This is a genomic window from Metabacillus idriensis, assembly GCF_009674765.1.
Lineage (GTDB): Bacteria > Bacillota > Bacilli > Bacillales > Bacillaceae > Bacillus_P > Bacillus_P idriensis.
On sequence record NZ_WKKF01000001.1, the window covers coordinates 576,739 to 590,212 of the forward strand.

The 13,474-nt window shown below is 39.5% G+C and carries 17 protein-coding genes; 10 read left to right on the top strand and 7 right to left on the bottom strand.

Going from position 1 to position 13,474, the window contains the following annotated elements; translation table 11 throughout:
* Positions 1-282 precede the first annotated feature (282 nt).
* The 4 genes from GJU41_RS02825 (at position 283) to GJU41_RS02840 (ending at position 2,411) form a co-directional block, all read left to right on the top strand.
* Positions 283-411, top strand: coding sequence for an FbpB family small basic protein (locus GJU41_RS02825; protein ID WP_139149046.1), 129 nt, complete (start codon positions 283-285; stop codon positions 409-411).
* Positions 412-426: 15 nt separating this feature from the next.
* Positions 427-819, top strand: a complete 393-nt coding sequence (locus GJU41_RS02830) for a sporulation protein (protein ID WP_070875060.1) — start codon at positions 427-429, stop codon at positions 817-819.
* 4 nt (positions 820-823) lie between these two features.
* Positions 824-1,606, top strand: a complete 783-nt coding sequence (locus GJU41_RS02835; RefSeq protein ID WP_070875061.1) for a TerC family protein — start codon at positions 824-826, stop codon at positions 1,604-1,606.
* 232 nt (positions 1,607-1,838) lie between these two features.
* Positions 1,839-2,411 (top strand): YdcF family protein, encoded by a 573-nt coding sequence (locus GJU41_RS02840; protein ID WP_070875062.1) that lies wholly within the window; start codon positions 1,839-1,841, stop codon positions 2,409-2,411.
* On the opposite strand, the gene GJU41_RS02845 is transcribed toward GJU41_RS02840, so the two are convergent.
* Together GJU41_RS02845 and GJU41_RS02850 are read right to left on the bottom strand one after the other, a co-directional pair.
* Positions 2,408-2,611: a hypothetical protein gene (locus GJU41_RS02845; RefSeq protein ID WP_154317950.1), complete on the bottom strand. Its 204-nt coding sequence runs from the start codon at positions 2,609-2,611 to the stop codon at positions 2,408-2,410. The genes GJU41_RS02840 and GJU41_RS02845 overlap by 4 nt on opposite strands.
* 301 nt (positions 2,612-2,912) lie before the next feature.
* Positions 2,913-3,449 carry a P-loop nucleotide/nucleoside kinase family protein gene (locus tag GJU41_RS02850; RefSeq protein WP_070875064.1) on the bottom strand — a complete coding sequence of 179 codons (537 nt, stop codon included), beginning with the start codon at positions 3,447-3,449 and terminating at the stop codon, positions 2,913-2,915.
* A 196-nt stretch (positions 3,450-3,645) separates the two neighbouring features.
* Here GJU41_RS02850 and GJU41_RS02855 point away from each other — a divergent pair, with 196 nt between their 5' ends.
* From GJU41_RS02855 to GJU41_RS02875, 5 genes are all read left to right on the top strand, one after another.
* A complete protein-coding gene (locus GJU41_RS02855; RefSeq protein WP_070875065.1) occupies positions 3,646-4,500 on the top strand; it encodes a DUF1206 domain-containing protein in 855 nt (284 codons plus the stop codon).
* Positions 4,501-4,662: 162 nt separating this feature from the next.
* Positions 4,663-6,183 carry a spore germination protein gene (locus tag GJU41_RS02860; RefSeq protein WP_070875066.1) on the top strand — a complete coding sequence of 507 codons (1,521 nt, stop codon included), beginning with the start codon at positions 4,663-4,665 and terminating at the stop codon, positions 6,181-6,183.
* 13 nt (positions 6,184-6,196) lie between these two features.
* Positions 6,197-7,288, top strand: coding sequence for a GerAB/ArcD/ProY family transporter (locus GJU41_RS02865; RefSeq protein WP_070875067.1), 1,092 nt, complete (start codon positions 6,197-6,199; stop codon positions 7,286-7,288).
* Positions 7,285-8,355, top strand: coding sequence for a Ger(x)C family spore germination protein (locus tag GJU41_RS02870; RefSeq protein WP_154317951.1), 1,071 nt, complete (start codon positions 7,285-7,287; stop codon positions 8,353-8,355). Before GJU41_RS02865 ends, GJU41_RS02870 begins: the two co-directional genes overlap by 4 nt.
* 90 nt (positions 8,356-8,445) lie before the next feature.
* Positions 8,446-9,057: a spore coat protein gene (locus GJU41_RS02875; protein WP_083328090.1), complete on the top strand. Its 612-nt coding sequence runs from the start codon at positions 8,446-8,448 to the stop codon at positions 9,055-9,057.
* A 72-nt stretch (positions 9,058-9,129) separates the two neighbouring features.
* On the opposite strand, the gene GJU41_RS02880 is transcribed toward GJU41_RS02875, so the two are convergent.
* The 4 genes from GJU41_RS02880 to GJU41_RS02895 form a co-directional block, all read right to left on the bottom strand.
* Positions 9,130-9,630 (bottom strand): CBO0543 family protein, encoded by a 501-nt coding sequence (locus GJU41_RS02880; RefSeq protein WP_070875070.1) that lies wholly within the window; start codon positions 9,628-9,630, stop codon positions 9,130-9,132.
* Between the two features lie 32 nt (positions 9,631-9,662).
* Positions 9,663-10,208 carry a DUF3231 family protein gene (locus GJU41_RS02885; protein WP_070875071.1) on the bottom strand — a complete coding sequence of 182 codons (546 nt, stop codon included), beginning with the start codon at positions 10,206-10,208 and terminating at the stop codon, positions 9,663-9,665.
* A 98-nt stretch (positions 10,209-10,306) separates the two neighbouring features.
* Entirely contained in the window at positions 10,307-11,164 is an 858-nt protein-coding gene (locus GJU41_RS02890) for a manganese catalase family protein (RefSeq protein ID WP_070875072.1), read from the bottom strand.
* Positions 11,165-11,202: 38 nt separating this feature from the next.
* Positions 11,203-11,706 carry a DUF3231 family protein gene (locus GJU41_RS02895; protein ID WP_070875073.1) on the bottom strand — a complete coding sequence of 168 codons (504 nt, stop codon included), beginning with the start codon at positions 11,704-11,706 and terminating at the stop codon, positions 11,203-11,205.
* Positions 11,707-11,859: 153 nt separating this feature from the next.
* Here GJU41_RS02895 and GJU41_RS02900 point away from each other — a divergent pair, with 153 nt between their 5' ends.
* Positions 11,860-12,108, top strand: a complete 249-nt coding sequence (locus GJU41_RS02900) for a WGxxGxxG family protein (protein ID WP_070875074.1) — start codon at positions 11,860-11,862, stop codon at positions 12,106-12,108.
* A 56-nt stretch (positions 12,109-12,164) separates the two neighbouring features.
* Here the strand turns inward: GJU41_RS02900 and GJU41_RS02905 are convergent, their stop codons facing one another.
* Positions 12,165-13,304 carry a zinc-dependent alcohol dehydrogenase gene (locus GJU41_RS02905; RefSeq protein WP_070875075.1) on the bottom strand — a complete coding sequence of 380 codons (1,140 nt, stop codon included), beginning with the start codon at positions 13,302-13,304 and terminating at the stop codon, positions 12,165-12,167.
* Positions 13,305-13,474 lie beyond the last annotated feature (170 nt).

Genomic DNA, 13,474 nt, shown 5'->3' on the forward strand with positions numbered 1-13,474 from the left:
AATTTTCAAAATTCTTATGATTTTATGTTGACACAGATTAGAATTGCCTTTAAGATAAGAGTATACAAATCGAATAGTTTCTCCTAAAGGGGAGTAGCTTTTACAATAGAGTCGTCATTTCGAAGCATTTGCTTCCGGCCCTATTGGCAACCATTACGTTGTTAGCAAGACCTTTACCTATAACGGTAAAGGTCTTTATATTTTTTCAGATAAAAAACCTTTGCCGGATCACAGGCAAAGGTTTTTTTTATTCGAAAAATGTCCTGAAAGGTGAGATGAAAAATGAAAAAAGTCAGAGGTTCAATTGAAAAGCTTATTAAAGAAAACAAAGAAGAGCTGCTGAAGGATAAACGCCAGCTCGAAAAAATTGAAAAACGCATTGATGATAAATATTCAAAAGTAAATTCATAACAGGAGGAATGTCCAATGATACTCAGAAAATATATGTCGATTTTAGGAATCGGTTCAGCGCAGATTGATCTAATTTTGCCTAAGGAAGAATTTCAGCCTGGTGAATGCATCAAAGGTTATTTCTTAATCAAAGGCGGTGTCATTGAGCAGCAGCTGAAGCGGATTGATTGTGATTTAGTCATGGCTGATTTGTCATCAGGAACAGAAAAGGTCATCGAAACAGCCAATATTTTAACATCTAAACAGATTCAGTCAGAGGAGCAGAACAGGATCGATTTTAGATTCAGCTTGCCTGAAGATTTAGCGGATTCAACAGAGGAGAGGTCGTATTACTTTAATACAAGACTTGTGTTTAATGAAGGTGTGATCAGCAAAGATCAGGATTTTATTACGGTAAAGGGGGACTAATTAGATGGAACTGACGATGTTAATGGAATATGGATGGGTACTGCTTCTGTTAATTGCAATCGAAGGACTGCTCGCAGCAGATAATGCTCTTGTGTTAGCCATCATGGTGAAGCATCTTCCTGAAGAGCAGAGAAAGAAAGCCTTATTTTACGGTCTGGCCGGCGCGTTTGTTTTCCGCTTTGGCTCCCTGTTTGCGATTTCTTATCTCGTTGATGTATGGCAGGTTCAGGCAATCGGTGCTCTTTACCTGTTGTTCATTGCAGCAAATCATATTTTAAGAAAGCTAGTGTTTAAGAAAAAAGAAGAAGAAAAGCAGGATGAAAAGAAGAAGTCAGGATTTTGGCCAACGGTGCTTAAAATTGAGCTCGCGGATATTGCGTTTGCGGTTGATTCGATTCTTGCAGCCGTAGCGCTTGCTGTTACACTTCCAAATACAAGTCTTCCTCAAATTGGGGGATTGGATGGCGGCAAGTTTCTCGTCATTTTTGCTGGAGGAATCATCGGACTTGTGATTATGCGATTTGCGGCTAACTTCTTTGTTGACTTGCTTCATAAAAGACCTGGTCTTGAAATTGCCGCATTCGCGATTGTTGGATGGGTTGGTGTGAAGCTCTCGGTCTACACGCTGTCACACCCGGAGCTCGCCATATTGTCAGAAGGATTCGCTAAGTCTCCAGCATGGAAAATCACATTCTATGTCGTTCTTGTTGGTATCGCATTAGCGGGATGGGTTTTGTCAAAAGAGAAAAAGGAAGAAACACCTATAATTGAAGGAAAGAATGCATAAAAGTAAATCGGTATCTTTTTTGCTGGGAAGCTGGCAGGGGAGATATCGTTTATTTTTTAGGTAGAGTTGAAATGGGATCTAGGGGATTTAGATTAAGAAGCAGGAGAGGCTTGCACAGACACCTACAGCCAATCATAATCAGCGGCTGAACTCCTAAAAAATACTAGTTTATCCATATATTATAATTTATATTAATGATAGAACGATTTAAAAATGAAACGGATGAACTTCGATGAAAAAAAGAATCTTGATAATTATGACCACACTTTTTGCAATAGGCTTAATTTATACAGGCTTATTGCATTACAACATCCACCGGTACAGCTCAGAAAAAGCGATAGAAGACGCTGATTACTTAATCGTACTCGGGGCGAAGGTGAATGGAACGGTTCCTTCGCTTGCCCTGCAATACAGGGCGGATGCAGCAGCAGATTATTTAAAAGACAATCCAAATACGATTGTGGTTGCCTCAGGAGGTCAGGGTCCCGGTGAGGAGATAACGGAAGCGGAGGCGATAAGCCGGATTCTGCAGGATCATGGGATAGAGGAATCCCGGATCATAAAAGAATCAAAGTCTACAAGTACAATTGAAAATCTGACCTTCTCTAAAGCATTGCTGCCGCCAAGCGCGAAAAAAGGTCTCATTGTAACAAACGATTTTCACATCTACCGCTCATGTATGATTGCAAAAGATCTTGGTCTGGGTGCAAAAGGACTGGCAGCCAAAACACCAGCAGCAGCCATCCTAAAATCCTATACAAGAGAATATTTGGCCATTACCAATTATTATGTGAAGAGCCGTTAAGAGGCAAAATAAAAAGAACCATCTTTTCCTTCTCCCTGGAAATGGTTCTTGTACTTTTGCTTATACAGCTGCTCTTTTTTGGTTTTTATATGTCTAGTCCGCAAGTCCTGAAAGACAAATGGGCTTCTGCCTGCTTCCGGATTCCTTTCTCCTTCGCGCATTTTCTTCAATCGCTGTTTTTTTGCTTTAGATTGACTCATGCTTTAACACTCCTAATCATGTATTTCTATTAGTATACGAGAAAGGACCGGTTTTTGTACAGGAAATGTAAAAAGGGATTATCCAATAAGTCTCTAAAATGAAGCAGGCAGGAAAAACAAATGTTATTTCCTCCCTGCTTTTTTATGTAGACTCTATTCATAAACTTTGTAGTTTTTAGACTACATGTTAAAAATCTTGAGTGGATTGCAGCGGAAAGGAACGGACAACATTAATTATTGAGAACAACATTATTTCCGTAAATTTACTTTATGGACAGCCCCTTTCTCTTTTTTGGAGACTTTAATTTTCAATGACAATTTCTCCCTCACCTATGGGTTCTTCAAAACCATTAAGAAAAGAAAGTAAGATTTCTTCAGTAATGGGAAAAGCGGCATTTGCATCAAATCGCTGACTCCGGATTTTTAATCGTTTCCGCAGCTCATCTGGATGTACTTTCAAATAGATAAGTTTCCACTTTCCTCCCGCTGCTTCAATAATCTGTTTATATTGGTTCCGCCGTGCACGCTGCCAAAAGCTGAAGTCTACAACTGCATTTTCTTGATTCTGAATGAACTTGACCATTCGTTTACGCAGCTTCTTTTCAGCTTCTTCCTTGTAATGTTCATATTTTTCAGCAGGATAATCAATTCCATAACGGCCATGAACAGTCCAGATTTCCTCATCAATTGAAAGTCTCTTAAAACCTGCTTTCTCTAATTGTTGTGCAAAAGTGGTTTTTCCTGAACCTGCTACACCGCACATCATAATCACTAAAGGAAAAAATGCATCCTGGTCAGAGTAAATCAGGTCTATTAATTTGGATTTTTCAAATACCATTTTCAATCCCCCTCAAGTAAATAATGGCAATTCAAAAAGAAATCCTTTCATTAATCTTCTGATTTGGAGAGCTGTATTCCTTTCTTTAGTTTACTCAATGATGTTTGTATCAAGAAACATTTTCCAACAGGTTTCTTTTCTCTTAACAATGGGAAATTAACACTCAGCAGGCATTATATTTAAGGGAGCGATTGGTATGGAGTATTCTGCAAAAGCAGGTGCTAAGCAAAAAACAAATCAGGCAGGAAATGAAACGAAGCCCTGGATCAGGCGTTTGGGCAGATTTGGATATATGGCAAAAGGAACCGTTTATTTCTTAATCGGGCTTCTTGCTTTAATGGCAGCGCTTGGCCTTGGAGGCAAAATGACAGGAACAAGCGGGATGCTTGAGACGGTTGCAGGCAAGCCTTTCGGAGAAATTCTTCTTTGGCTGATCGGAATTGGCTTAATCGGATATGTGATTTGGGAAGTGATTAAGACAATCCTCGATCCGGAGAATAAAGGAACGGATGCTAAAGGTTTATTGACTAGAGCTGGCTACGGAGTAAGTGCAATTATTTATGGAGGTATCGCGTTTAAAGCCATCTCAATCGCCATGCATGCAAGTTCAGGAGGCGGAGGCGGTTCTGAAAAAACAATCTCTGCTAAGCTATTGGCACAGCCTTTTGGACAATGGATCATCGGACTCGTAGGCATGATCATCATCGGCTACGGAGTTTATGAACTGTATAATGGTTACACAGAACGATTTATGAATAAATTCAGAGTCAGTGAAATGAATCAGCATGAGAAAAAGATTGCCAGAAAATCAGGGAAAATGGGGCTGATAGCTCGAGGAGCAGTTCTTGCTATGATCGGTTATTTCTTTATTCAGACAGCTATTACGGCTAACCCTGAACAATCAAAAGGCATTGACGGAGCACTTGCAGAACTCGCTTCAAAGCCTTACGGACAGTGGCTGCTTGGAATTGCAGCTGCAGGACTAATGCTTTATGGCATTTATGAAGTCATTCGCGGACGTTATGAACATATGAGTTTTGGCGGAAAATAATAAACAGAGCAAGAATCCTAAATGGATTTCTTGCTTTTTTTATCTTTTAATGTAGCTGAAATCCTCCTATGAAAATTTATTCATATTTTATAAAAAACAAGGCACCTTAAGAATGTCTTGTTTTTTGATGTGAAAATTCCTCAGGTTAGAGGAGGAGAGAGCTTGTTTCCTTTTTTTAAGAAAGAACCAGCTTTTCCTCAGCAGAAAACAGCTGGGGAGAAAAACGAAGATGTAAAGCTTGAAGATCTGCTGAAGCAATGCAAGCTGTCAGCTGATTTTACCTCGTATCGCTATTCACAAAGCAGTCCATATTATATTCATTACTATAAAACTTTAGTAGATGTAAATGTTTTACATAAGCATATTCTGCCTTTCCTAACCGAAGGACAGAGCAATACGAGTTTATTTGAACTGCAGGAAATTCTTCCGATTGATAATACAGAAATTATCAGCAATGTGCTCAAAATTCAGGAAAGGTTAATGTCTGGTTATGTTGCCGTTCAATCTGAAACAAATTTAAATGAAGTACTCTTGCTGTCTGCGGTTTCACTTGAGAAAAGAGCGGTCAGCCTGCCTGAGGTTGAATACAGTGTTGTCGGACCTAAAGAAGCCTTTGTTGAATCTCTGGATGCTAATCTGAACTTAATTCGAAAAAGACTTCCTATTCCTGAACTTGTTGTTGAAGAGATGAGGGCAGGAAGGCTTTCTAAAACAAGAATCGCTGTTTTATATATTAAAGGTATTGCAAATGAAGATAACATTCAAACGGTCGTGCAAAGAATAAAAGACATCGATTATGACTCGATTTTGGATAGTTCAATGATTGCACAGATTATTTCAGATAATAACAATTCCCCATTTCCCCAAATGATTGATACAGAGCGGCCTGACAGGGTAGCGGGTGTTTTGTCTGAAGGGAAAATTACCGTTTTAGTTGACGGTTCTCCTCATGCGCTGACTGGTCCGACAACGCTGGTTGAATTTTTCTCTGCCTTTGAGGATTATTTTTTATCCTGGCCGATTGCCTCCATTTTCAGGCTTGTCCGGTTATTTGCCGTTTTCTTTTCCGTTATATCTACTGCCATGTATGTTGGCGTTCTTACCTATCATTACGAAATGATTCCGCAAAACCTGCTGAATCCGCTGGTAGCATCCAGAAGCGGTGTTCCTTTTCCGCCGATATTAGAGGCGATTATTCTTGAACTGACAATTGAGCTCCTGAGAGAAGCAGGAGCCAGATTGCCGACTAAGATTGGCCAGACAATTGGTATCGTAGGCGGGATTGTAATTGGAACAGCGGCGGTTCAAGCCGGACTTACGAGCAATGTACTGCTGATCATTGTGGCCCTTGCTGCACTCGCATCTTTTACTACTCCCGTTTATCAAATGGGCAACGTCATCCGTTTAATCCGTTTTCCTTTTATCTTTGCTGCACAGCTTTTTGGTCTAATCGGGATTGCTTTTTGTTTTGCTTATTTTCTTGGGCATTTGCTTAAGCTGTCCTCCTTAGGACGTCCATATCTTGCACCAGTATATCCTCTAAGGCTTAAAGATTTAAAGGATTCCATTTTCAGGCTGCCGATGTATGTGCAAAATAAAAGACCTCTTCAAATGAGATCACCTGCGCCTGATCGTTTTCAGCCAAAAGCTCATAAAAAAGTGAAACGGGATATTGAGGAGTAAAGGAGGTGTTCCCATGTTCCCATTGCCTAAAGATGATAAAAAAGTATCCAATTACTTTGTGTTTTATTTGATTCATACCATGCAAATTGGTGTGGGGATCTTAGGATTTGAGAGGTATATCGCGAAGTCTGCGGGCCACAGCTCCTGGATTGCTATCATTACTTCTGGCATAACGATTCTTGTTTTGATCTGGATATCGTACCTAATTTTAAATAGAGGAAAAAATGATATCGTAGCCATCCATCATCAGATTTTCGGCAAATGGATTGGAGGGATTTTCAGTTTTTATTTTATTATTTATTACGCCATGTTTGTCCTTGTTCTGATTCGTACGTATGTAGAGGTCATTCAGGTGTGGGTTTTTCCGGATGTCTACCATTGGGTATTCATCGCCATTATTATTTTAATTTGTTATTCATATGTCACAGGGGGATTCAGAATTGTCACCGGAATTGCTTTTCTTGGAGTCATCTATGGAATACCGCTATTATTTGTCAAATATTTTCCGATAAGGGAGTCTTATTTAGGCAGCCTTCTTCCTGTTTTTGATCTCTCGTTTAAGGAGCTCTTGTCGGCTTCAAAAGGAATGACGCTGAATTACCTGGGATTTGAAGTTCTGTTTATGTTTTATCCGTTTATAAAAGATCCGCCTAAGTCTCAGAAGTGGGCTCATTATGCTGTTTTATTCAGTATGTTTATATACTTGCTGACTGCATTGGTTTCGTTTGCTTATTTTGATCAGAATCAGCTGAAAACAACCATTTGGGCAACGCTCACTCTCTGGAAAATAGTAGACTTGACCATTATTGAACGTTTTGAATATGTAGGTATTTCTTTATGGTTCTTTGTGGTTTTGCCTAACATGTGTATTGGACTATGGAGCGCTAGCAGGGGAATGCACCGTCTTTTTTCCATGAATCAAAGGAATGCGCTTAGAATCATATGTCTTATCATATTTATCGCTGCTGTCTTTTTAAAAGACAGAGAACAAATTGATTTGCTCAATAACAACATGTCTGAGATTGGCTTCTATACGATTTACGGATATATTCCTCTGCTGTTTATATTGCAGCTCATCATCATGAAGGTGAGGAATAAAAAATGAATGGTTATAAAGTTTTTGCAATCCTGCTATGCATGTGTTTGTTAAGCGGCTGTATTCCTGTTTCAAAAGTACTGGAAGATGTTCAGCTGATTCAGGCAATTGGCTATGACTATGTAAATGAAAAAGAATTTCAAGTGACTGCCGGTGCCACGTATACACCGCCTGGCATTCAATCCAAACCGCAAAATGTAGCATTAACCGCTGTAGGCCGGACAAGCAAACAGATAAGACAGGAAATTCAGGCACAGTCTCCAAGACCAATTGAAATAGGCAGGGTGGGAGTGATTTTGTTCGATGAGGAACTGGCGAGAAGCGGAATCGATGATCTCGTTGACAATCTTCAAAGAGACCCAAATATAGGGAGAGACATCAGTTTAGTTGTATCAAAAGGAAAATCAAACGAAATCCTTTCAACAGAATCCGAACAGCATGAATCTGTTTCACAATTTGTCATTGATATCGTCAAACAAAATATGGAGAGGACAATTCCAAGCATCAATCTGCATCATTTTCTGTTTCATTACCGCGGCCTGGGGTTTGATCCATTTTTGCCTTTAATTGAGAAAAAGGGGGATCTCATTCAAGTCTCGGGTGTAGCTCTTTTTAAAGGGGATCATTTAGCCGAGACCATCGACCTGAAAGAAGGTTATATATTAAAAGTCCTTTATGAAAAAATCCGAAAAGGCATCATTGAAGTCGATATAAAAGAAGACAAGCAGGTCAGCATACAAAATCTTTCTTCAAACACAAAGTTTAAACCTGAAAAAACAGCAAACGGCTATACGTTTAACGTGAGGATTAAAATGGATGGAAGAGTCATGGAAGGCGGAGGATTAGATCTTACACAAAAAAAGAATATCGAAAAAATTGAAAAGAAATCAGAGGAAATGCTGGAAAAAGAAGCTTTAGTATTGCTTGAAAAACTGCAGAAATTAGATGTCGATCCACTTGGCATTAAGGAAGAGCTGAGACAGGAAGGCTATAAAGATTGGAAAAAGCAGTATGGATCTGTTCATTTCGAGGTAGATGCTAATGTTCATCTGATTCAGGCTGGGATTATGGAATGAGAATAAGACGAATAGATTCCTCCCTATGATGCAGAATAGGTATGTATATCTTTAATGAATGAGAGAGGAATGGTTAATGTGGATCAATTAATGAACAATGCAGGCTCTGAAAATATGCAGACTGGAGCTGTGCCTCCCCAATTAAGTCATGGCGGACATGAAATGTTTGATGTATCCGAAATTTTATCGGGTGCTATTAATGCATTAAACTTATACACCATTTTAAAACCGCACGTTAAGGATCCGGAACTTCTGGATATGATGAACCGCCATGAGCAATTTATGATAACCGAATACAATACGATTGTTGAGTGTTTCCAAACGGGAATGAAGCCTTCCGTATCAACTGAAGTCTATAACATGAAGCAAGGAAATGACTTTGTGTTCGGCCTGAAACAAACGCCGCCGATGAAACCGATGATGATGCCAGAGGAAATTAATGATCAGGTTATTTCAGACCTGATGCTTGGATCCGTAAAATCAAATGCGTCATTAAAGGGTATGGCAACCACAGAAGTTTCAAACCCGGTTGTCAGACGGGTTTTGGCTGATACGATTCCAAATTGCATTGAAATGGCCTATGAGATTTCGATCTATCAAAATAAGCATCATTATTATCAGGTGCCGCAGCTGCCAGCAGGTGATATGCAGCAGATGGTTAATTCTTATGCTCCCGCTCAATCGAAAAATCTTTCTAATTAATCCGTGTATCTAAAAGACCTCCCGCGCTGGAGAGGTCTTTTTTTGTTTGAAATTGATTTAAACCAAAAACGGTTAACGCGACCCTTTTTCTAAAACGGATTGATTTGAAATTTTCCGTACAAACCCAATAAAGAATCGAGCAAATAAAAAGGTGAAAGTGATTGAAAGAAAACTTATTTTTGAACTCCAGCCTTTATGATACTTAATTAATTGTGTGTTTTTTTCAAGCCAATATTCGACTAGTGTCATTGGAACACTGAAAAAAAGAACTTTAGCAGAAATACCTAAGATTGATGAATTGACTGTCAATTGATTATAAAAAACACAGGTGATCGGGAAGATTAGATAATCAAAAATTACACTTATATTAAAGTATTTTTTAAAGAGGTTGGCCGGATACGAAATATACCCCATCTTAACTAAGTAATTATCTACTAATGATGAAAAATAACTTTTAACAAGAAAAATGATCAGCCAGTCTTTAACAGGCGGTTTTTTAAGCAAGACGATAAGTGCTAATATCCCAAATGAAAGTAAGAATCTTAATACCTTTTTTTCGAATTTTTTCCCCATCTGTATGTTTGCTCCAATCTGCTGGATTTACCCTACTCAGGTCTACCCGGCGGGCTGTATTTTGGCGGGACACGAAGCCACCCTCTTTCTTTCATCAGGTTTTTAAGCGGAGCAGCAAATTTCATCAGTTCAACCTGTATTTCAAAAAACAGAATTCCTACATCTGTCCGAACCGTTTTAGACATGGCCTGCGCGCAAAACGTGATGGAGGATGCTATTTTGACAGCAATTAAATTGGCAATTTCATCATCAGATAGTTTAACACCTTCTGGAACTGCAGCTGCGTTTGAAAGGGGTTTTTTAGGATTGACCAGCGGCAGAGGCACGCCTTCCTTTAACAAAAAATCTTCAATATCCTGAGTATCTTTTTTACTGCCTTCCAAGGCATTCTGAACAACATGCTGCAAATCGGGATCGATTGTTGAGTTCAGTGCTACTTGGTAAAGGGAATGTGCTTCATGAAACGCAGTGAAAATTGTCCATAAATCCATCACTTCCCCCACATGGAGCGGAGGTTTAGGATCTTTATCAATAAAGTTTTTAATAATAGCTGAAATGGATTCGATAGCCCTTGTCATAAGTCACCTCATAGAAAATCATTCTTCTTATTGTTTCCAAAAGTCTGCTTAAAATGAGAGAAAAGAAAAACAGCCTTTATAAAAGGCCGTTTTCAAATTTATTGATTCAAATCGTTTAAGCCTGGACTGTGTTCATTCGGCATCTCGGGAAGATCTGGAACAGGAAATCCTTTAGGCGGATCAGTGACCTGTAAATCTCCGCTGTCTCTGCTTGGAGATTCACCTGTGAAAATTTCACCAATACGAGTTGAATCCAATCGGAAGTTAAACTGGGCATTGTGATAACCCATTTCAACATATTTTCTGCATTCAGGATATTTGTTAATATCATAATTTGGAATCGGGAAAACTTTGCCCCAGTTAACTCCCAGTGTTTCAAGTGCTTTGGCAAATGCATTTTGATGGGCATTGTCCCGTACAATTAAAAACGCAATGGTTTCTCTAAACGTTTTATTAGAGCTCATTTCATAAATTCGCGATTTTTGAAGAACGCCGGTTGATTCGAGAATCACGTTATTCAGCAAGTCGCTAATTAAATTTCCGTGACTGTAAACCCATGACCCGTTCCATGGATTCCCTCCAGCATCAACAGGAAGTGAAGCTTGAGCTCCCATAATATAATGATGAGGATTTCCGTGCATGACCGGATCTGCAAGAGGTGCTTGACTAGGACCTGAATTTCCGGCATCATTCACTTCGCCAGAACCATTTAAAAGCTGATTAATCGTTGTTTGAACAAGTTCTACATGGCTGATTTCTTCAAGAAAAACGCCTCTGATTAAATCACGGTACTGTTTATCTTTTCCTCTGAAGTTGGCACTTTGAAAGGAGTATTGCATCATTGTGCGCATTTCACCGAACTGACCGCCGAGTGCTTCCTGCAAAACTTTTGCAGCAGCAGGATCCGGCTTATCGGGAACGATCATATTGATTAAATCTTCTTTGTAAAAATACATAGCAGACTCCTTATAGGCAGCAGATAGAACTGCTTTTATTATTTATCTAAATGCAAAGGAGGGGGAATTAACCAGCCTTTTTCTTTATTTAACTGAAGAATTTTACCTCCGTATTGTACTTTTTTTGCATGATGCTGAGTAAACAGCAGAGCAATATCTTCTCTAATGCATTGTCCGATCATCGTGCTGTCAGCCACTAATCCTTGAGCAAGGTCTTTAGAGATGCTCATTGCCACTTCCGGATCTGAAATACGGGCACCCGCAGGAATTTCTTCTAGTCGGGCATTTGGTCTTTCAGGAGGTGTTGGCGGCAAGCCGACCTCATTCTTTTTTAATAACGCTTCAAGTTCTTCAATAGAAGGCAAAATATTATTTTTAATGATTTGATCAATTAATTTTTTCAAATCGGCATCACCAGTGTGATTGTAATAAACTTGATAAGCTGCATGAGATGCTTTAGCAACTGATAATGCACTCCAAACTCCAAATACCTCTCCATAATGCATTGGTTCATCCGTCGGATTTCCGCTGAGAATACCCAAATTGATCACTCCATTTCATATTTTTAAAAGACACATTCTATTTTGCACAAGAAGATTTAATTAATACTTTTAAAAAAAAAAAACGTAAAGAATAAAAAATTCCTGTTTGAGGATTATAACTAACGTACTAATCATAAAAATGGAGGGGTTTTTTTGAAGAAGAATATAATGATGATCTTATGTACAATGGTTCTAGCCGTTATGATGTCTGGTGTAAACGTTCAAGCAGAAAATAATTACAATGATAGAGACGATAACATCAGCACAAGAAATGTAAATACCGAAACTGCGGCAGCAGCTGATGATGACGATGATATGGATATTGGCTGGATTGGTTTATTAGGATTAGCAGGGCTGCTGGGGCTTAGAAGAAAAGATAGAGATCGCAGAGACGTGAGATAATAGCAGGAATACAAAAAAGCATGCGGCAACACGCCACATGCTTTTTCTATATGAATTTAAGGCTTCAATATTACCTTCACACACTCATCTTCATGATCATTAAAGATTTTGTACGCTTCGCTTGCCTTGCTTAAAGGCACTTTATGGGAGACGATTTCAGTTGGATCCAATTTCCCTGAGGTAATCATATCGAACAGCATTGGCATGTAATGAATGACAGGAGCCTGTCCCATTTTTAGGTTGATGTTTCGTTCAAATATATTTCCGAGCGGGAACATGTTGTATTTTGATCCATAAACACCAGTCAGCTGAATCGTACCAAACTTTCTGACAGAGTTCATCGCAATTTCAAACGGGCTGAGGGTTCCGCCTTGCAGCTTCAGTTTTTGCCCAATTTCTTCAAGTGCTGTCTTTTTCCCGTCCATTCCTACACAATCGATGACAGCATCTGCTCCCCCGCTTGTCAGCTCTTTAATGTGAGATCCAGTATCTTTAAAGTCATCAAAATTAATGATTTCTACGTTGTTCATTCTTTTCGCCCGGTCTAATCTGTAGGGCAGGTTATCAACGGCAATGACCCGTTTAGCGCCCTTCATCCACGCGAACTTCTGAGCCATGAGACCGACTGGTCCGCATCCGAGAACTACTACGGTATCATCACTTTTCACACCGGCATTTTCAATGCTCCAATACGCAGTAGGCAGGACATCTGACATAAACAGCAGGGCTTCATCTTCAAGCTCGACGGATTCCGGAATCACAAACGGCATAAAGTTTCCAAATGGCACTCTTAAATATTCAGCCTGTCCGCCCGGATGATTCCCGTAACGCTCTGTAAATCCAAAGTAGCCGCCTGTATCAATTTCAGGATTGGGATTTGAGTTATCACACTGGCTTTCAAGGTCGTGTTTACAATAGTAGCAGCTTCCGCACGAAATGTTGAAGGGGATAACTACTCTGTCGCCTTTTTTAACCTTTGTTACTTCTGGTCCAACTTCCTCTACAATTCCCATAGGCTCATGCCCGACAACGTAATCTTTCTCAGCAGGCAGTGCTCCCTGGTAGATGTGAAGGTCAGAGCCGCATATAGCGGTTGATGTGATGCGGACAATGATATCGTCTTTTTTTTGAAGCACCGCATCCGGGACCTCTTTTACTTCCATTTCCTTTGTGCCCTGAAACGTCACAGCTTTCATCTTTACAGCCTCCTAAAATGTGATATTGTTGTTATACCCTTTTGAACTATAAATAATGGGCGAAATGGAAAAATGAGACTTTTGGAGGAGGGTTATTTTGTAGGGGGATAGATAGACGGTATTTTAGGAGAAGAAATGTGTGCATGATCAGGAACAGCTTACTCAAAGAA